The sequence below is a fragment of the Acinetobacter sp. NS-4 genome, from assembly GCF_037402435.1.
GTDB lineage: Bacteria > Pseudomonadota > Gammaproteobacteria > Pseudomonadales > Moraxellaceae > Acinetobacter.
On record NZ_JBBEUE010000006.1, the window covers coordinates 137,340 to 155,266 of the forward strand.

General features: G+C 40.9%; 15 protein-coding genes and 2 pseudogenes. 9 read left to right on the forward strand and 8 right to left on the reverse strand.

All coding sequences use genetic code 11. The features are described 5' to 3' along the window. Window positions 1-19: 19 nt before the first annotated feature. The 5 genes and pseudogenes from WAE57_RS07015 to WAE57_RS07035 all read left to right on the forward strand — a co-directional run bounded on the left by WAE57_RS07015 (window position 20) and on the right by WAE57_RS07035 (window position 4,549). Complete coding sequence (locus WAE57_RS07015) at window positions 20-673, forward strand: 3-oxoacid CoA-transferase subunit B (RefSeq protein WP_337709548.1); 654 nt, start codon at window positions 20-22, stop codon at window positions 671-673. A 140-nt stretch (window positions 674-813) separates the two neighbouring features. Beyond that, the gene (pcaF, locus tag WAE57_RS07020) at window positions 814-2,019 is read left to right on the forward strand and encodes a 3-oxoadipyl-CoA thiolase (RefSeq protein WP_337709550.1); all 1,206 of its coding nucleotides are present in this window, start codon (window positions 814-816) and stop codon (window positions 2,017-2,019) included. 93 nt (window positions 2,020-2,112) lie between these two features. Continuing rightward, complete coding sequence (pcaD, locus tag WAE57_RS07025; RefSeq protein ID WP_337709552.1) at window positions 2,113-2,889, forward strand: 3-oxoadipate enol-lactonase; 777 nt, start codon at window positions 2,113-2,115, stop codon at window positions 2,887-2,889. Between the two features lie 149 nt (window positions 2,890-3,038). Further along, window positions 3,039-3,755, forward strand: a complete 717-nt coding sequence (locus WAE57_RS07030) for an NAD-dependent deacylase (protein WP_337709554.1) — start codon at window positions 3,039-3,041, stop codon at window positions 3,753-3,755. 82 nt (window positions 3,756-3,837) lie between these two features. Next, window positions 3,838-4,549: pseudogene (locus WAE57_RS07035) on the forward strand (HAD family phosphatase). Between the two features lie 77 nt (window positions 4,550-4,626). On the opposite strand, the gene WAE57_RS07040 reads toward WAE57_RS07035, so the two are convergent. The 4 genes from WAE57_RS07040 to WAE57_RS07055 form a co-directional block, all read right to left on the reverse strand. After that, on the reverse strand, window positions 4,627-4,968 hold the full coding sequence (locus WAE57_RS07040; protein ID WP_337709556.1) for a hypothetical protein: 342 nt from the start codon (window positions 4,966-4,968) through the stop codon (window positions 4,627-4,629). Between the two features lie 224 nt (window positions 4,969-5,192). Then, the gene (locus WAE57_RS07045) at window positions 5,193-6,692 is read right to left on the reverse strand and encodes an acetyl-CoA hydrolase/transferase family protein (protein WP_337709558.1); all 1,500 of its coding nucleotides are present in this window, start codon (window positions 6,690-6,692) and stop codon (window positions 5,193-5,195) included. Window positions 6,693-6,813: 121 nt separating this feature from the next. Further along, window positions 6,814-7,983 (reverse strand): thiolase family protein, encoded by a 1,170-nt coding sequence (locus WAE57_RS07050; RefSeq protein ID WP_337709560.1) that lies wholly within the window; start codon window positions 7,981-7,983, stop codon window positions 6,814-6,816. A 105-nt stretch (window positions 7,984-8,088) separates the two neighbouring features. After that, window positions 8,089-9,870: an acyl-CoA dehydrogenase C-terminal domain-containing protein gene (locus WAE57_RS07055; RefSeq protein ID WP_337709562.1), complete on the reverse strand. Its 1,782-nt coding sequence runs from the start codon at window positions 9,868-9,870 to the stop codon at window positions 8,089-8,091. Window positions 9,871-10,475: 605 nt separating this feature from the next. Between WAE57_RS07055 and WAE57_RS07060 the strand changes: the two genes are divergently transcribed. Further along, entirely contained in the window at window positions 10,476-11,075 is a 600-nt protein-coding gene (locus WAE57_RS07060) for a TetR/AcrR family transcriptional regulator (RefSeq protein ID WP_237787369.1), read from the forward strand. A gap of 24 nt (window positions 11,076-11,099) precedes the next feature. On the opposite strand, the gene WAE57_RS07065 is transcribed toward WAE57_RS07060, so the two are convergent. Together WAE57_RS07065 and cysK are read right to left on the reverse strand one after the other, a co-directional pair. Further along, window positions 11,100-12,035: a LysR substrate-binding domain-containing protein gene (locus tag WAE57_RS07065; RefSeq protein ID WP_337709564.1), complete on the reverse strand. Its 936-nt coding sequence runs from the start codon at window positions 12,033-12,035 to the stop codon at window positions 11,100-11,102. Between the two features lie 346 nt (window positions 12,036-12,381). Then, window positions 12,382-13,380 carry a cysteine synthase A gene (gene cysK, locus WAE57_RS07070; RefSeq protein WP_337709566.1) on the reverse strand — a complete coding sequence of 333 codons (999 nt, stop codon included), beginning with the start codon at window positions 13,378-13,380 and terminating at the stop codon, window positions 12,382-12,384. 267 nt (window positions 13,381-13,647) lie between these two features. On the opposite strand from cysK, the gene plsB reads away from it, so the two are divergent. Further along, entirely contained in the window at window positions 13,648-16,149 is a 2,502-nt protein-coding gene (gene plsB / locus WAE57_RS07075) for a glycerol-3-phosphate 1-O-acyltransferase PlsB (RefSeq protein ID WP_337709567.1), read from the forward strand. Between the two features lie 197 nt (window positions 16,150-16,346). Further along, entirely contained in the window at window positions 16,347-16,664 is a 318-nt protein-coding gene (locus WAE57_RS07080; RefSeq protein WP_237787366.1) for a metalloregulator ArsR/SmtB family transcription factor, read from the forward strand. Window positions 16,665-16,712: 48 nt separating this feature from the next. Here the strand turns inward: WAE57_RS07080 and WAE57_RS07085 are convergent. Both WAE57_RS07085 and WAE57_RS07090 read right to left on the reverse strand, forming a co-directional pair. Then, window positions 16,713-16,909 (reverse strand): annotated as a pseudogene (locus WAE57_RS07085) (IS5/IS1182 family transposase); the annotation flags it as partial. Next, window positions 16,848-17,039 (reverse strand): hypothetical protein, encoded by a 192-nt coding sequence (locus WAE57_RS07090; protein WP_337709570.1) that lies wholly within the window; start codon window positions 17,037-17,039, stop codon window positions 16,848-16,850. The pseudogene WAE57_RS07085 and the gene WAE57_RS07090, both read right to left, overlap by 62 nt. A gap of 213 nt (window positions 17,040-17,252) precedes the next feature. On the opposite strand from WAE57_RS07090, the gene WAE57_RS07095 reads away from it, so the two are divergent. Then, window positions 17,253-17,927, forward strand: a 675-nt coding sequence (locus WAE57_RS07095) for a GAF domain-containing protein (RefSeq protein ID WP_337709572.1), incomplete at its 3' end; no start/stop codon positions are given.

Consider the following 17,927-nt stretch of genomic DNA (forward strand, 5'->3'; position numbering starts at 1 on the left):
TTGGTATCGGAGAGAAACAATGAGCTATAGCAAACTGACCCGTGACCAGATCGCTGAACGTGTAGCACAAGATATTCCTGATGGCGCCTATGTCAACCTCGGCATTGGCTTACCCACCAAAATTTCCAGCTACCTGCCTTCAGACAAAGACGTATTCTTGCACTCTGAAAATGGCCTGTTGGCTTTCGGTCCTCCTCCTGCTGAAGAAGACCGTGATCCTGAGCTGATCAATGCCGGTAAAGAATTTGTGACCTTACTTGAAGGTGGTGCCTTCTTCCATCACGGTGATTCATTCGCCATGATGCGCGGCGGTCACCTGGACATCGCGGTATTGGGTGCTTTCCAGGTCGCTGAAAATGGTGACTTGGCCAACTGGCATACTGGTGCACCGGACGCGATTCCTGCAGTTGGTGGTGCAATGGACTTGGCCGTTGGTGCGAAAAAAGTCTTTATTACGACTGATCACGTGACTAAAAAAGGCAAGCCAAAAATTGTCGCTGAGTTGGCTTATCCAGCAACTGGCCTGAAATGTGTAGATCGTATCTATACCGACCTCTGCGTGATTGATGTCACCCCTGAAGGCATGAAAGTGATTGAGAAAGTTGAAGGTCTGTCATTTGAAGAATTGCAGTCAATGACCGGTGCCAAACTGATTGATGCAACTCAGGGTTAATCGTCTTTAAACATAATTTTAAATCCCCCCTAAATCCCCCTTTTTCAAAGGGGGACTTCCACCTCGTAATTTTAGGTAGGAATCTCCTCCCTTTTTTAAAGGGAGGTTGGGAGGGATTAAAAGATTTGGAAAAATAAAACATGAAAAATGCATATATCGTTGATGCCATCCGTACTCCATTTGGCCGTTATGCTGGTGGCCTTGCTCCTGTACGTACCGATGATCTGGGTGCACTTCCAATCAAAGCTTTAATGGAACGCAATCCCTCGGTGAACTGGGAACAGGTTGATGACGTGATTTATGGCTGTGCCAACCAGGCCGGTGAAGATAACCGTAACGTTGGTCGTATGTCTGCACTTTTAGCGGGTTTACCGTACCAAGTACCAGCAACGACAATTAACCGTCTTTGTGGTTCATCACTGGATGCCATTGCCATGGCTGCGCGTACCATTAAAGCAGGCGAAGCTGAACTGATTATTGCCGGTGGTGTGGAATCCATGTCTCGTGCCCCATTTGTCATGGGTAAATCTGAATCTGCCTATGGTCGTAGTCAAAAAATTGAAGACACCACCATGGGCTGGCGTTTCATTAACCCGAAACTAAAAGAAATGTATGGTGTCGAAACCATGCCGCAAACCGCTGAAAACCTTGCGGAACAGTTCAACATCAACCGTGCCGATCAGGACCAGTTTGCTTTAACCAGCCAGCAACGTACAGCTGCTGCACAAGCACGTGGTTTCTTTGATAAAGAAATTATTCCTGTGGTGATTCCACAACGTAAAGGCGAGCCAGTTGTAGTGGATACCGATGAACATCCACGTGCTTCGACCACTCTTGAAGCCCTCACCAAGCTAAAACCTGTGGTCAAAGCCGAAGGTACGGTAACGGCAGGTAATGCTTCTGGGATTAACGATGGTGCAGCAGCCCTGCTGATTGCTTCGGATGATGCTGTAGCACAGTATGGCTTAAAACCACGGGCCAAAATTATTGGCGCAACGGTGATGGGCGTTGAACCTCGCATCATGGGCTTTGGTCCTGCACCAGCGATTAAAAAGCTGTTGAAACAAACTGGTTTGACTTTAGAGCAGATGGACGTGATTGAACTGAATGAGGCTTTTGCAGCACAAGCTTTGGCCTGTACTCGTGACTTAGGCATTGAAGATGGTTCAGAGAAAGTCAATCCAAACGGTGGTGCAATTGCTTTGGGTCATCCACTCGGTGCATCTGGCGCGCGTCTGGTGACGACTGCACTCAACCAGCTTGAACAGACTGGCGGTAAATACGGTTTGTGTTCAATGTGTATTGGTGTCGGTCAAGGCATCGCTTTGATTATTGAACGTGTCTAACAGATTATTAAAAATATAAACCTCCTCCCTGAATGTAGATTCAAAGTACTACTTTGAATCAAATGCAAGAAAGGGAGGTCGGGAGGGATTTTAATGCCAACATTTACATCGAATGATGCTCAAATCAATTACCAGACTTTTGGTGATGCAGCCAACCCAGCCTTGATTTTTTCTAATTCACTCGGCACCAATTATGGGATGTGGCAAAAACAATTTAATCACTTCAAACAGGATTATTTTGTGATTTGCTATGATACCCGTGGTCATGGGGCTTCATCTGCGCCACAAGGTCCGTATAGCCTTGATCAACTGGGTCAAGATGTTATCAACCTGCTTGATCATTTAAAAATTGAAAAAGCTGCGTTCTGTGGTATTTCAATGGGTGGTTTAACCGGTCAATGGTTAGCGATTAATAAACCCGAACGTTTTAGCCACGTGATTGTCTGCAACACGGCTGCCAAAATTGGTCAGGAACAGGCCTGGAATGAGCGTGCCGCACTGGTACGTCAGCAAGGTCTACAACCAATTGCCTCTACTGCAGCATCACGCTGGTTTACCGAACCCTTTATCCAAAGCAACCCAACAGTAGTTGAAAATCTTCAAAACGACTTGGAAGCTGGCAGCACCGAAGGTTATGCAAGCTGTTGTGAAGCTTTGGCTAAAGCGGATTTACGTGAACAGCTTAAAGAGATTACTGTACCGGTATTGGTGATTGCAGGTGCACAAGACCCAGTGACCACGGTAGCCGATGGTCAGTTTATGATTGATCGTATTAAAAATAGCGCTTTGTTTGAAATTAATGCTTCGCATATTTCAAATATTGAGTGCCCAGATGAATTCAATCAGGCTGTTCAGCAATTTATTGCTTAATGTGAAAATTAAATTCCTAAGCCCTGCTAATGAGTGGGGCGTAGTTTTATGGTTGCTCAAAAAAATTAAGGTGCTGTATAAAACCTATAAAAAAACATCAATATTTTATGATAAGTTGATTAAAAATTTAAAATAGTGAATCGATAGAAATGCCAAAAATCGTGATCTTTTCCGGTGCAGGAATGAGTGCAGAAAGTGGAATAAATACCTTTCGTGATCATGATGGACTCTGGGGAAACCACAAGATTGAAGAAGTCGCGACACCTGAAGCCTGGCAAAAAAATCCTCAACTGGTACAAGATTTTTATAATGCACGGCGTAAAAATGTACTGGCAGCACAGCCCAATTTAGCCCATCAACTGATTGCCAAAATCCAAGAATTTTCAGATTGTCATGTAATTACTCAAAATATAGACGACTTGCATGAACGTGCAGGAAATCGTCATGTTTTACATTTACATGGCAATATTCGCTTGGCTAAAAGCTCTGCACCGGGGGCACAGTATTCTGAGACCTTCTACCCTATTCAAGGCTGGGAACTAAACCTGCAACGCGATAAATGTCCGCAAGGCTATCCGCTACGTCCGCATGTGGTCTGGTTTGGCGAAGCCGTCCCCGCTTATGAACAGGCCATTCAACTGGTTCAAGATGCCGACATTTTTATTGTGATCGGCTCCAGTTTAGTGGTTTACCCAGTTGCAGGACTGATTCATGAAATACCTGCAACATGTGAAGCCTATTATATCGATCCTAAAGCCGACCATCTTCGTGTCCCCACGCAATATCATTTGATTCCTCAAACCGCGACTCAAGGCATGAAAATGCTATTTGACCAGCTTGAAAAACGATTTTCCAATCAGCGTTGAAACTGGAATTTTTGTACTTTAACCAATCTGCTTATTCAAACCAGATATATTTCGGCTCATTCAAACCAGATGTAAGATAAAAATGTTTCAAGGGAAAAAATTAATTTGTTTTGATTTGGATGGAACGCTTATTGATTCAGTCGGAATCTGGAATCAAGTCGATGCAACCCTGATACAACAATTATCGAATATTGAGATGGATCTCAACGTAATTCAGCAACAACGGGATCTTCAGCTGAAAATTTTTAGACAATCTGCTGATCCATATTTGGAATACTGTGCTTATTTAAATGAGCTTTATGGTTTTGATTTGGGCAAAGAAGAGGTAAAAACCCGCCGTTATACTATTTCACGCCATTTTCTGGATCACGTGGTGGAGCTTAAACCGCAAGCGGAACTTTTGATTCAAGCCCTGAAACAGCAAGGTATGCAACTGGCACTTACCACCACTACCAGTGTGTACAATATTCAGCGTTATCAGGACAATAATCAGAATATTAATCAAAAGATCAGTTTTAATGATGATTTTGACATCATGTTAACGCGTGAAAATGTCGAGAACATCAAGCCGCATCCAGAAATGTATTTAAAAGCACTTCCGCATTTTGATGTTTAAGCTAAGGACTGCCTGATTATTGAAGATTCTTTGATTGGGGTTGGAAGCCGCCAACAATGCAGGCATTGATGTAGTGGCGATCTATGATCAATATTCAGTGCATGAAATTGAAGAAATTAAAGCCAAAGCAGATTATTTTGTAGAAGATTTTGCAGCCTTATTAAGTTTCATAAAATAAAAAGCTTCATAAACTAAAAAAGATGCCCTGAATCATCCGCTTTCATGACATCTTCTGTAGATACATGACTTGAATGATTATTTTGCTTTTTTATAGATTGAGCCTGAACCCACCAGATTTCCGGTTTTTTCGTCAATCGCAAAATCAACCACACCGGCACCTGCATTCACCTCAAGTAAACCACTCTTGCCCACTGAGGCAGGCACCGGATTTTTCTTTTCTGTTTTACCGGTGGCTTTGTCTTTTAAGGTATTGGTAATGAAATAATTATCACCATTTTTGGCAATCACCAGTGAATTTTCAAGCTGTGGATTTTCTAAGGTATTCTTCCAGATGCCCTGATAATCCGGTGCTTCAGTAGTACAAGCAGTTAACAGCAGTAATAATGAGATTCCTGAAAAATATTGAAGATATTTCAAAACTGAGACCTTGAGTGTTGCGATGCGGCCATTATAGGAACAACACGCTGCTGATGAAGTGGCTTGTTGTAGGCAAAGCGTTTCAGCAGTAACAAATCTGTCTTGTCTTGGTCATTTTTTGAAAATTCTCTCCACATTTCATTCATAAAAACTTAGGTTAGAATTAAATTAGAAATTAAAAAACCCATCATGAGATGGGTTTTGTTTTATGCATTCAGCTATCTTTATGCAGTTTTATGCATGTTTCCAGTCTCTTCAAATGTTGCATGCCAGGACAAGGCTTCTTCAAGCAGATGCGGCGTTTGCCCACCACGCTGACAAGCGCGTTCAAAATAATCATTCAGTTCATCGCGATAATCAGGATGCGCACATAAATCGATAATCTTACGGGCACGCTCACGCGGAGCCAGACCGCGTAAATCTGCCAGACCATTTTCTGTCACCAAAATATCAACATCATGATCGGTATGGTCAGTATGACTGACCATTGGAACTACAGATGAAATAGCCCCACCTTTGGCGACCGATTTGGTCACAAAAATTGCTATATGGGCATGCCGGGTAAAATCACCTGAACCGCCAATCCCGTTCATCATTTTGGTGCCGGTGACATGGGTAGAATTGACGTTGCCGTAAATATCGAACTCCAGTGCGGTATTGATGGCAATAATCCCCAAACGGCGGATGATTTCAGGATGATTGGAAATCTCCTGCGGACGCAGCACAATCTTATCTTTGTATTGTTCAAAATTCTGCATCACATGTTGTGCACAAGAATCTGACAAGGTCATTGAACAGCCTGAAGCAAAGGTCATTTTGCCTGAATCAATCAACTCAAAGGTACAGTCCTGTAAAACTTCGGAATACATTTCCAAGTCATGAAAATTGGAATGTTCAAAACCTGAAAAAACCGCATTGGCAATCGAACCGACTCCAGACTGTAATGGGCCCAGATTTTCCGGTAAACGCCCGGCTGCCACTTCGCCTTCAAAAAATTGAATCAGGTGCTTGGCAATGGCCAAAGTATCCTGATCCGGTTCATCCATGTTGAAGGAAGTATCGGGAATATCATTCAGGACAATGGCTGCTATCTTTTCCGGACTCACCTGAATGCCCACCGTTCCTATCCGGTCTCCCGCATGAATCAAGGGAATCGGTGAACGGTTTGGACGGGCTTTGGGTACATAAATATCGTGTACCCCTTCCAGAATAGGATTAATGGTATTGTCAATTTCAATAATGACCTGATCTGCCATTTCCACAAAGTTGGCTGAGTTACCACAAGAACCAGTTGGAATAATCTGGCCATCTTCAGTAATGGCTGTGGCTGCAATAATTGCTACATTAATCGACGGCAAGTTGTGATGACGAATATTATCTGCCATTTCAGACAAATGCTGATCGATATACATCACCTCACCAGCATTGATGGATTTACGCAGGCCAGGATCGGCCTGATAAGGATAACGGCGCGCAATCGCATGGGCTTCATTTAGACGGCCGTCAATTCTATTGCCTAAGCTTGCACCTGTAGCGAGGGTAATTTTTAAGGGATGTTGTTTGGCATGTTCCGCCAAAGCCAAAGGTACAGTTTTTGCTTCACCTGCACCGCCAAAACCACTTAAACCCACTACAGCACCGTCTTGAATCAATTCAATCGCTTGTTCGGCTGACATAACTTTGTCGCGAAGGGAGACTAAGCGAATGCAATCTAAACCATTCATAATAAAAATCTCAAAAATAAACGTATTTTTTTTTGCCACTATCCCAGCGTGCTGGAATGGTGGCTTTTATTGCTTATCGAATTTCACATTCGTAACTCATAGCTTTACTTAATCAATATTTTTAAATCAGTTCAATGGCCACAGCTGTTGCTTCACCACCGCCGATACATAAGCTGGCAATTCCTTTTTTGCCACCAGTACGTTTTAAGGCATGCAGTAAAGTCACAATAATGCGCGAACCTGATGAACCCAATGGATGGCCGAGTGCACAGGCACCACCGTTAATGTTCACTTTTGCTGGATCCAGATTAAAGGCATCCATAGCCGCCATGGTGACCATGGCAAACGCTTCATTGATTTCCCAAAGGTCAACCTCTTGAGCGTCCCAACCGGCTTTTTTCAAAACCTTTTCTATCGCGCCGACTGGTGCAATGCTGAACTCTGTTGGGTGCTGTGAATTTGAAGCATAAGCCACAATTTTCGCCACAGGAGCCAAACCGCGCTCTGCAGCAATTTCGTCAGAAGTAATGACTAAAGCAGATGCACCATCTGAAATGGAGCTGGAATTGGCAGCGGTAATGGTGCCATCTTTTTTAAATGCCGGACGCAAAGTTGGAATTTTATCGGCCTTGGCATTGAGCGGCTGTTCATCTTGCTCAACAACCACATCACCCTTACGTGAAGACACGGTTACAGGCACGATTTCTTCTTTAAAATAACCATTGTTGATGGCAGTGACCGCTTTGTTCAACGAGCTGATTGCAAAGGCATCTTGCTGTTCGCGGGTGTAACCTTTTTTATCGGCCATTTCCTGTGCAAGTACACCCATGGAAAGGCCAGTTTCTGCATCTTCCAGACCTTCCTGGAACATATGATCGGTAATTTTGCCATGCCCCATTCGATAACCAGAACGTGCCTTGTCGAGTAAATAAGGTGCATTACTCATTGACTCCATACCGCCTGCGACCACAATCTCTGCTGAGCCAGCTTTTACGGCATCCGCAGCCTGCATCACCGCTTTCATGCCTGAACCACAAATTTTATTAATGGTGGTTGCACCTGTGGTGTCAGGTAAACCTGCCTGACGCATGGCCTGACGCGCTGGTCCCTGTTTTAAACCGGCCGGAAGTACGCAACCAAAAATCACTTCATCAATATCTGTAGGTTGTAAACCAGATCGTGCAACAGCTTCTTTAATCGCTGCTGCACCTAAATCTGGTGCTGTACATGAAGAAAGCACACCTTGGAAGCCACCCATTGCTGTACGAACACCATTTACGATAACAATCATTTTTTCCATCCTAATTTATAAATTTTGTTGTGTGACATGAGCTGTACACTCAGCCCATGTCATTTCCATTTTTGTTAAACCCTGTATTAAAGCGTAGTACCAAATTTAAGATTGAGCAGTAAAGTATTCCTCTGGCAACTGCATCACCACATCGGCACCGGCTTGAATACGTTGTACTCGTGCTGCCAGATCCGGTAAAACTTTAGCAACATAGTATTGCGCCAACACCAGCTTGTTCTGGAAGAAAGCTTCAGCTTTCGGTTGAGCAGCCTGACTAATACGCGCATACATATAAACAAAGCTGAGTAATCCCACAACATGCAAGTAATCCACTGCCACGGCATTGGAAAAATCTGGCGCTGTTTTCGCCTGATTCACAATAAAGGCGGTAATGTCTTCAACTTGTGTGCAGACATCCAATACGGCAGATTTAATTGTCAATGCATCATCCAGACCTTGCGCAAATTCACGAATTTCTGCGATGTATTCAGCAACATATGCACCACCACATTTGATGGTCTTACGGCCAATCAGGTCAATCGCCTGAACGCCGTTGGTGCCTTCGTAAATTTGTGAAATACGCAGGTCACGAATACACTGTTCCATGCCCCATTCACGAATATAACCATGACCACCAAACACCATTTGTGCTTCCAGGCTTGAATCAAGCGCCTTGTCGGTTAAGTAAGCTTTTGCAATTGGGGTGAGCAGTGCAACACGATCATTGGCTTTACGGACTGCTTCAGCGTCGGTTGAGTATTTGGTAATGTCGAGCTGTTGACCTACATAGACCGCAAAGGCACGTGATGCTTCGTTATTAGCACGTACATTCAACAACATACGGCGCACATCACCATGGACCAAAATGGAATCGGCCGGTTTTTCAGGCGATTTCGCACCGGTTGCTGCACGGCCTTGCAGACGGTCAGTCGCATATTGTGCGGCGTTCTGGTAAGCATATTCTGCTGCGCCAATCCCTTGAATGCCCATCGATAAACGTTCGTAGTTCATCATCACGAACATGGCTGCCAAGCCTTCGTTTTCTTTACCAACGATATAACCTTTAGCACCGTCAAAGTTCATCACGCAAGTCGAAGATCCTTTGATCCCCATCTTGTGTTCGATCGAACCGGCTGCCACCGCATTACGTTCACCCACCGACCCATCAGCATTGACATGGAATTTCGGCACGATGAACAAGGAAATACCACGTGAGCCAGCTGGTGCATTCGGGGTTTTTGCCAGAACCAAGTGAATGATGTTTTCACACAGGTCGTGTTCACCACTGGTAATAAAGATTTTTGTACCGGTAATATTGAAGGAACCATCTTCATTCGGTTCCGCTTTGGTTTTGATCAGTCCGAGATCTGTACCAGAATGCGGTTCTGTCAGGCACATGGTACCTGACCATTCACCGGTGTAGAATTTTGGCAGATAAGTCTCTTTTTGTTCTTGGGAAGCACGGTCATTAATGGCCATACCTGCACCCACAGTCAGTAATGGGTAGAGCATGAATGAGGGGTTAGTACTCCAGATCATTTCATCAGCCAGTACCGTCAGCATTTTAGGCATGCCCTGACCGCCCCATTCTTCAGGTGCCCCCAGACCAACCCAGCCACCTTCGGCAAACTGTTTAAATGCTTCTTTAAAACCTTTAGGTGTAGTCACTACCCCATTATTGAACTGTGCGCCGCCTTCTTCATCACTGCTGCGGTTTAAATCAAGGATGACGTTTTTAGAAAACTTTGCCATTTCCTCTAAAATCGCATTAGCCGTTGCCATATCTAAATGAGCGAGGTTTTCATTACCCTGCCAGAATTCATCTGCCTTAAATACATCATTTAAAATAAATTCCATGTCTTTAAGGGGTGCGTTATAAATAGGCATATTGCTTTCCTTGTGTGAAGACTTCGCATCAAAATATTGAAGTTCTTTTTAAAATTTTTAGGAACCTATACTGAAATTACGGGTTTATTCCAACGAACATCTATCCAAATAAAATCTGGGCATTCACGCGGGTTTTCAACATTCATGAGGAGAAATGCATGGTGCGAAAAACCTGGGTTGAATGCTTTGTCCATCAGCTTAAGTGTAAGCATATCTTCATAATTTTATCATCACGCTTATGAATAACGAATAAAACATGGTTTCTGTAAATCACTTTCAACTGAAGGTTTTATCCTCAAGCGAAAACTCAAATGTACGAATGGAATACTGTTCAATCAGCATACCTGCGCTTTGCATTTTATGGGTTAATCCCTTTTGGCAACGCAAAAAGACAATAGAATAATTACGCTGCAATTGGAATTTTATTGATGATTATTGACCTCAATGGTTCTCATTCATTGACTTTTATTTTGTGCTATGCCTTTGAGAATATGAATTAAATTACACAGTAATTTGCTACTCACATCAGACATTAGTTGAGTTGCCATATTTATTTTATCGGTATATGTTGAATTGGCTTTTTATGTCTTTCCGGGACTTATGTGATGAATACCGTACGCCAACAAAATTTTCTACTCCGTAAAGAGAAAATTTTAGCCATGGCAGAAACCCTGTTGCTGGATAATCATCAAGATATTACCCTTGCAGAACTGGCTTCAGAGCTGGATATTGCCAAAGGCACCATTTACAAGCATTTTAAAAGCAAGAATCAGCTCTATTTAGAACTCATCATCTTAAATGAAAAACGACTATTAGAAATTTCAAAAAAATATAAAAATAATATTAAAACTTATGTATCACAGTACATGCTCTATAACATGTTAAATTCCAACCGAACCATTTTATTGCATGTGATTGAAGAACGATTAACCAACAATGAGCGTAAACTGAAAGAATTATTTGAAGAATTATATCAAGTCCGTGAAGAACGGATTATTGAAATTAAGGACATGACCGATGAATATCTGAAATCCTTTAATAGTGCCATGTCGATTCGCGATTATTTATCCTATATCTGGACCGTCACTTACGGTGCTTCCCTGTTGCTCAATTCAACCCATTACCAGAAATCGATAGGTTCACGTGAACGCCTGATTAAACTGTATATCAACCAGGCCTTAATGACGCCAGATAAAATTTCTTAAGTCCATTCAGCTTATATGATTCAGTTATGGATGAATGACTTTATGCACTGAATCTTCTATATCATTCATTTGACTAAATAATTCATAACACATCTGCCGCAGCCACTGATGGCTGGTTTTATGATGGCAGGACATATGCCAATATTGCTTGACTGCATAGGTGGGAAAAGTAATCGGTGCATCAAAAATCTGTAAATTGCCGCGCGACAATAATACTTCACTTAAATAATAGGGTACGGTTGCAATCGCATCGGTTTCCTGAACCACCAACCCCACCCCTAAATAGCTGGGCAGTCGCATTAAAAAATTACGCTTGAGTTCTAAATTTAACAGCTCGTTCTCAATATGGTAATGCCCCATCCCGGCATCAATATCAATATGGGTTTCGGCAATATATTGTTCGGTGCTTAAGCTGTTTTCACTGAGCCTTGGATGGTTTTTGGATGCAATCACCACATAATATTGCTCAAACAGTTTTTGCTGATAAAAACCGTTTTCCAGATTGGGCAGAAAACCAATCGCCAGATCAATTTCACCATTGGCCATTTGATAACTGGTTTCAGAAGTAATAGGACGAACATTTAAACGGATATGTGAAGCATGCTGTTTTAAATACTGCGAAATTTTAGGCAATAATACCAAATGCGACACATCGGTCATGGCAATGGTAAATTTTTGCTGTGAAGTAGTCTGGTCAAAATCCACGGTGAAATTATTAATAATTTCGACTTTACTTAAAGCTTCACTGACCAGTGGAAACAGCTGTTTTGACAATTCAGTCGGCACCATTTCATTGCCAATTCTGAGAAAAAGCGGGTCATTATAATGCTGGCGGATTTTATTCAGAATATTACTGACGGTAGGCTGGCTCATGGCCAAATATTCAGCCGCGACAGAAACACTTTTATATTTATAAATATAAAGAAAAACACTGAGTAATTTACAGTCGAGCTCAAACACCGATTCAAATCCCTAAATCTTCTATTGGTAGAGGCAGTACATCTTCTGCCTTTTTAGTGCTATTTCCAATGTCCATTTATACCGAAATAGCATGCCATGCGCATAAACTGCCTGAAGCTTATAAAATAAATTCTATCAGTAAAAATCAAAATAACATAACAGACTGCTTTCACTATTGTTGATACCCTCTTTATTTTTCTCCCTGAGCAGAATTGAAATGTATTTCAAGTCTGCGTAAGAGAGATAAAAGGGATGGATGAAAAAAGTCTAAAGAAACAAATCACTCAAACGGTTTGACTTAAACCTGAACCTCTCAAATTTAAGTCAAACCTTAACGTGTGAGCAATTAGTCTGCTGAAATATCTTCAAACAATACCGACGACAAATATCGTTCACCGGCATCCGGTAAAATCACCACAATGTTTTTACCGGCATTTTCAGGACGTTCTGCCAATTGAGCCGCTGCTGCCATGGCTGCACCACTTGAAATACCCACCAGAATACCGTCATGGGTTGCTGTTTTGCGTGCCCATTCAATAGCTGTAGCACTTTCAATGGCAATCACTTCATCCACTAAATCCAGATCCAGGTTTTTAGGAATAAAGTTGGCGCCAATGCCCTGAATTTTATGCGGTCCCGGAGTCAATGGCTCGCCACGTTTCGCCTGACCAATAATCGGTGATTCCGCGGGTTCCACAGCAACCGAATAAAGCGGCTGATTTTTTACCTGTTCAAAATAACGTGAAATACCGGAAATGGTGCCACCCGTACCGACGCCAGACACCAAAATATCGACCTTTCCGCCAGTAGCTTCCCAGATTTCAGGCCCTGTGGTTTGTTCATGGATTTTCGGGTTGGCCGGATTTTCAAACTGTTGCGGTAAAAAATACACATCCGGTTGTTCAGTCGCTAAACGTACCGCTTCATCCACCGCACCTTTCATGCCTTTAGCCGGTTCGGTCAACACCAGATTTGCACCAAAAGCCTTCAATACCTTACGGCGTTCAACACTCATACTAGCCGGCATGGTTAAGGTAATCTCATAACCTTTTGCGGCAGCAACAAAGGCCAGTGCAATCCCAGTATTGCCACTGGTTGGCTCTACAATATGCATGCCGGGTTTAAGCAAACCTTTTTCTTCAGCATCTGCAATTAAAGCGGCACCTACCCGGCATTTCACCGAGAATGCCGGATTACGGCTTTCAACTTTTGCCAATACGGTTGCATCGGATGAAATGGCACGATTAATACGAATTAAAGGCGTATTGCCAATCGCTTCAGCATTATCGCTATAAACCGCTATACCTAAATTCTTCGGTGTTGGAAAAGCAGAATCAGTACTCATTTGAACTCCTTGAGCTGTCTTTTGATTTTAAAGTCATGACTTCATCATAAGCCATTTAGACTGTTAAGATAAGTTTTTCTATGCCTTGTCTTATAAGACTGAGGTGTATTTTTAAGATTAAAAGTCAAGATTTTTTAAACAAATACACCGCTATTTTTAATCAAATCGTTACAACTTAAATGACTTATTTGTCATCAATAAGATTTGTATTTATTCATGCAATTGCACACAATATCAAGCAAATGAAAAACAGATTTAGGGAATCAAATGTCTAATAAGGGTTATAGCCGGTTCTATCGTCAATTTACGCAGAAAATTCTAGATAAAATCGTGACTCCTCAAGTCTTAGGCAATACTGAAGAATTAAAAAAAACCATACAAGATCAAACAGATAAAAAAATCATTTGCTATGTATTACAGGATGCCTCACTCAGTAATACGGTTTTAATTGATACTGAAGCAAAAGCCCGTCAGCTGCCTTCCGTGTTTGCACCTTTGAGCATTCATGAATATCAGGAAGATGATTCTATTCTGGCCTTAAATGTACCGAACTCAACCCATGAGGCCTATCATTATTCAGCGAAATTGATTCGCCTGATTGAAGCCCTGGAAAAATATCCCGAATGCGATATTGAACTGGTTCCGGTTACAGTTTTATGGGGACGTTCACCTGCCTATGAAGATTCTTGGTTTAAAGCTTTATTTGCTGATGCATGGGCAACGCCTTCCAAATTAAAACAGGCCTTGAATATTTCTTTATACAGTCGTGAAAATTACATTGAATTTCACAAACCGATTTCACTTAAATTGGCTATAGAACAATCCAAGATTGAATATCCCAATTTTTCTCCGGCACATTCTGTGGTGAAGGAACTCAATAGCAATTTTAATAAATACAAAGAAGCCATTTTAGGCCCCGACTTATCTGACCGCCGTAATCTCATTAACAAGTTAATGAAAACCGAAACGGTGCAAGATGCGATTCGTAAAGAAAGCATTGATAACAAAATCAGTATGTTTGAGGCGGAGAACCGTGCCAAGGGCTATTTAACCGAAGTGGTTTCGGACTTTTCCTATTCCACCCTGCGTTTTGCCGAACTAGCGCTGACCAAACTCTGGACACAACTTTACGATGGTATTGAGGTGCATAATTTTGATACCGTGCGGGAATTGGCCAAGGATTACGAAATTGTGTATACCCCTTGCCATCGCAGTCATATTGACTATTTACTACTTTCTTATGTGATTTTTAATCGTGGCTTGATGGTTCCGCATATTGCCGCCGGCATTAACCTTAACTTGCCCGTAGTCGGTCAGATCATGCGTGGTGCTGGCGCTTATTTTATCCGTCGTACCTTCAGCGGCAATGAACTCTATACTTCTGTGTTTAAAGAATATTTACACAGCCTGTTATCTCGAAATACGCCTTTGGAATACTTTATTGAAGGTGGGCGTTCCCGTACTGGTCTGCTGTTACCACCGAAAAAAGGCATGCTGTCGATGACGATACAAAGTCATTTACGGGGTGCAACCAAGCCAATTGCCTTTATTCCAACCTACTTTGGTTATGAAAAACTGATTGAAGGCACCTCTTATTTAAATGAACTGAATGGCAAGCCCAAAGAAGCCGAATCGATCTGGGGCATCTTGAGTTCAGTGCGTAAAATTGAAAAAGTCTTTGGACAGGTACACGTCAATTTTGGTGAACCGGTGTTTCTGGATCAGGTTCTGGCTGAGCATCAGGCCAAGCAAATCAAACTCAACATTCATGATGAATTGCCCCAACCGGTCATTCAAACGGTCAATCAGGTGGCCAATTCAATCCAGGAAAATATTAATAAAGCAGTAGTGATTAATCCTATTTCTTTAATTTCACTTATTTTACTGAATGCAGATGATCATGCTTTAACCGAAAAGCATTTAATTTCACAGATTAGCCAGTATCGTGATTTATTAAAAATGACTCAATATGATTCGCGAATGATAATGAGCGAATTATCTAGCGCTGAAATGATTCAATATGCTGAAAAATTAAAACAAGTTGAAACAGTTAACCAAAATAATGAAAAATGGGTACAAGTTGCTGAAAGTCAAAAAATTCTGTTAAGTTATTTTAGCAACAATATTTTGCATTGTTTTATTATACCGGCATTAATTGCCATGCTCATTCATTCCTATAAAAAAATCTCCACCCATTATTTAAGTGATACCCTTAAAAATATCTATCCTTATTTTAAGGAAGAATTTTTCTTAAAATGGTCTATGGATGAATTAGAAAAAGAAATAGTATTAATTATAGACAAATTAGAACATTTAGGCTGGATTGTTCGCCAGGATGCTACCCTTTCTATTCCAGTAAATGAACAACTGCAAAAGCAGCTTTTAACTTTGGCGCATTTGTCTGCTTCTAGCCTGAATAACATGAGCATGATTGCTGCATTGCTGCAGCAATATGCTCCGCTGCAAGCACTTAGCCTGAAAGAACTGGAAAAAATGGGTAAAGCGGTACTGAACAAGCTGTCGCAAACGAAAAAGATTCAGGCAGGATATTATTTTGACAGTGCAACCTTAAAAAGCTTTATTGCCATTCTTAAACAAAATAAATTACTCTGTATTCAAGAAGATCGTTTTATTATCAGCGATGATTTTGAAGAAAAAATGTCAGCCATTTTTAATTGGTATAATTCGGAAACACGGCAAGCTATTATTGAAGCCCTGCAATTTAATGAAAAAGAATTAAAAGGATTTAAACAGGCCAAAAAAATATAATCAGCATTTTTGCACTCATACTTGCACCAAGATAAGGCATTTAATAAAAATTAATTAAATGCCTCGTTTTATTTATATAAGAATATCTGATAATTACTTTCATTAAAAACCATTGAAATGGCATTTTATATAATGTATTGGATTATTCAGGCATTATATACTGCGTACATTACTGATGTGTAGTATGGAAATGCTGTATGAATACCGATCTTGAAATTGCTTCTATGCATGATTCTATTGATACCGTGGTCATGGTATTAAAATCATTAGCCAATCCAGATCGTTTACTTATTTTATGTTATCTCGCAAAACAAGAATTGAATGTTTCACAAATAGAAGAACTGACTCAAATTAATCAGCCCACCTTATCCCAACAGCTGATGATGTTACGTAAAAGTGATGTGGTGAGCACGCGTCGTGACGGCAAACAGATTTTTTATTCCATTAAAGATCAAAAACTGGTTCAGGTACTGAATACCCTCTATCAACTGTATTGTCCTAAAAATCTAATTTAATCATACTTATAAAAGAAAATTGGGAAGATATTAAAATCTTTTGACATTTCATAGTGATAACCAGATAAAGATACAAGCTAAGACAACAGTACTTTTATAGTTTTGCTTTAGCTTGTCATATTGAGTTGCAACAGCTCAAACTGTTTTAATCTTGCAAATGCATTTCCCTCTAAATGTCTGATTTTATATAAATACCCCTCTATCTGGATATGACTTGATTTTATATTTAATTTCTTTGCAATATTGACTATTCCCGTTTAAAAATAAGTACGGATTTTTCATGGCTCTGAACAGAATGCCTGGTACAGTAGGTTTGTTTTCCGGTTTTAAGAAGGTCAGATCGCTTTTGTTTTTAAAAAATAGTTCTACTTTCATGGCTATTATCTTTAGAGAAATGACTATTGATGCAAGTTGTTTAAGTCAACGCTTGATATTCATTAAGATTTTCAAATAATTATATGTAAGGAGAATCACATTTTTGTTATATTGTTTATACAAAATTAATAATCAGTATATTGATCTGATTTAAAGATTTTTGATTGAGAATTTATTAAAAATACGCGATACAATTTAAGGAGGGGATGCGATATGAGTCAAACAGCGAATTATTTAGATACTCAATCTATCTTTAATTTAATTGGACATCGCGCTGACTTAACCCTCATATTTCAGACCGTCAGTGAATGGTTAGAAGCCCGGATACCTGATTCAATGGTATCCATTATGTTGTACTCAGAGACAGAACAAACTTTGAGCCTGATTAGTGGTACCAAACATTTTTCAACCCGGTATCAAGAAGCGATCAATGGTATAAAAATAGGCCCAAATGTCGGTGCTTGTGGTGCAGCAGCTTTTCACCGAGAACTCGTGATTTGTGAAAATTTAGTCACTGATCAGAACTGGAAGAATTTCAAGACCCTGATTCAAGAAGATAATCTAAACGCGTGCTGGTCTACACCTATTATTAACGCGCAAGGAAAACTCTATGGTACCTTTGGGACATATTATCGTTCGCCTAAATGTCCAACCCCCACTCATATTAAATTACTTCGTCATGCAGCCTCTTTAATTGCCTTAAGTATGGATCTGCATGCAGAATGGCAACAAAAACTGGCTCTTCATGATAAATATCGCTCTTTCTTCACCTACCATCCGGACGCGATTTTTGAACATAATCTAGAAGGCATCGTGATTGATGTTAATCTTGTCTGCGAAGATATCACTAAATTCAATCTTGAACAGGCGCGGGGCTTACATTACTCG

Excerpts from the sequence above, each read along its gene's own strand:
- WAE57_RS07015 (WP_337709548.1), top strand. The coding sequence starts at position 20 with ATGAGCTATAGCAAACTGACCCGTGACCAGATCGCTGAACGTGTAGCA.
- pcaF (WP_337709550.1), top strand. The coding sequence starts at position 814 with ATGAAAAATGCATATATCGTTGATGCCATCCGTACTCCATTTGGCCGT.
- pcaD (WP_337709552.1), top strand. The coding sequence starts at position 2,113 with ATGCCAACATTTACATCGAATGATGCTCAAATCAATTACCAGACTTTT.
- WAE57_RS07030 (WP_337709554.1), top strand. The coding sequence starts at position 3,039 with ATGCCAAAAATCGTGATCTTTTCCGGTGCAGGAATGAGTGCAGAAAGT.
- WAE57_RS07045 (WP_337709558.1), bottom strand. The coding sequence starts at position 6,692 with ATGAATGGTTTAGATTGCATTCGCTTAGTCTCCCTTCGCGACAAAGTT.
- WAE57_RS07050 (WP_337709560.1), bottom strand. The coding sequence starts at position 7,983 with ATGATTGTTATCGTAAATGGTGTTCGTACAGCAATGGGTGGCTTCCAA.
- WAE57_RS07055 (WP_337709562.1), bottom strand. The coding sequence starts at position 9,870 with ATGCCTATTTATAACGCACCCCTTAAAGACATGGAATTTATTTTAAAT.
- WAE57_RS07060 (WP_237787369.1), top strand. The coding sequence starts at position 10,476 with ATGAATACCGTACGCCAACAAAATTTTCTACTCCGTAAAGAGAAAATT.
- cysK (WP_337709566.1), bottom strand. The coding sequence starts at position 13,380 with ATGAGTACTGATTCTGCTTTTCCAACACCGAAGAATTTAGGTATAGCG.
- plsB (WP_337709567.1), top strand. The coding sequence starts at position 13,648 with ATGTCTAATAAGGGTTATAGCCGGTTCTATCGTCAATTTACGCAGAAA.
- WAE57_RS07080 (WP_237787366.1), top strand. The coding sequence starts at position 16,347 with ATGAATACCGATCTTGAAATTGCTTCTATGCATGATTCTATTGATACC.
- WAE57_RS07090 (WP_337709570.1), bottom strand. The coding sequence starts at position 17,039 with ATGAAAGTAGAACTATTTTTTAAAAACAAAAGCGATCTGACCTTCTTA.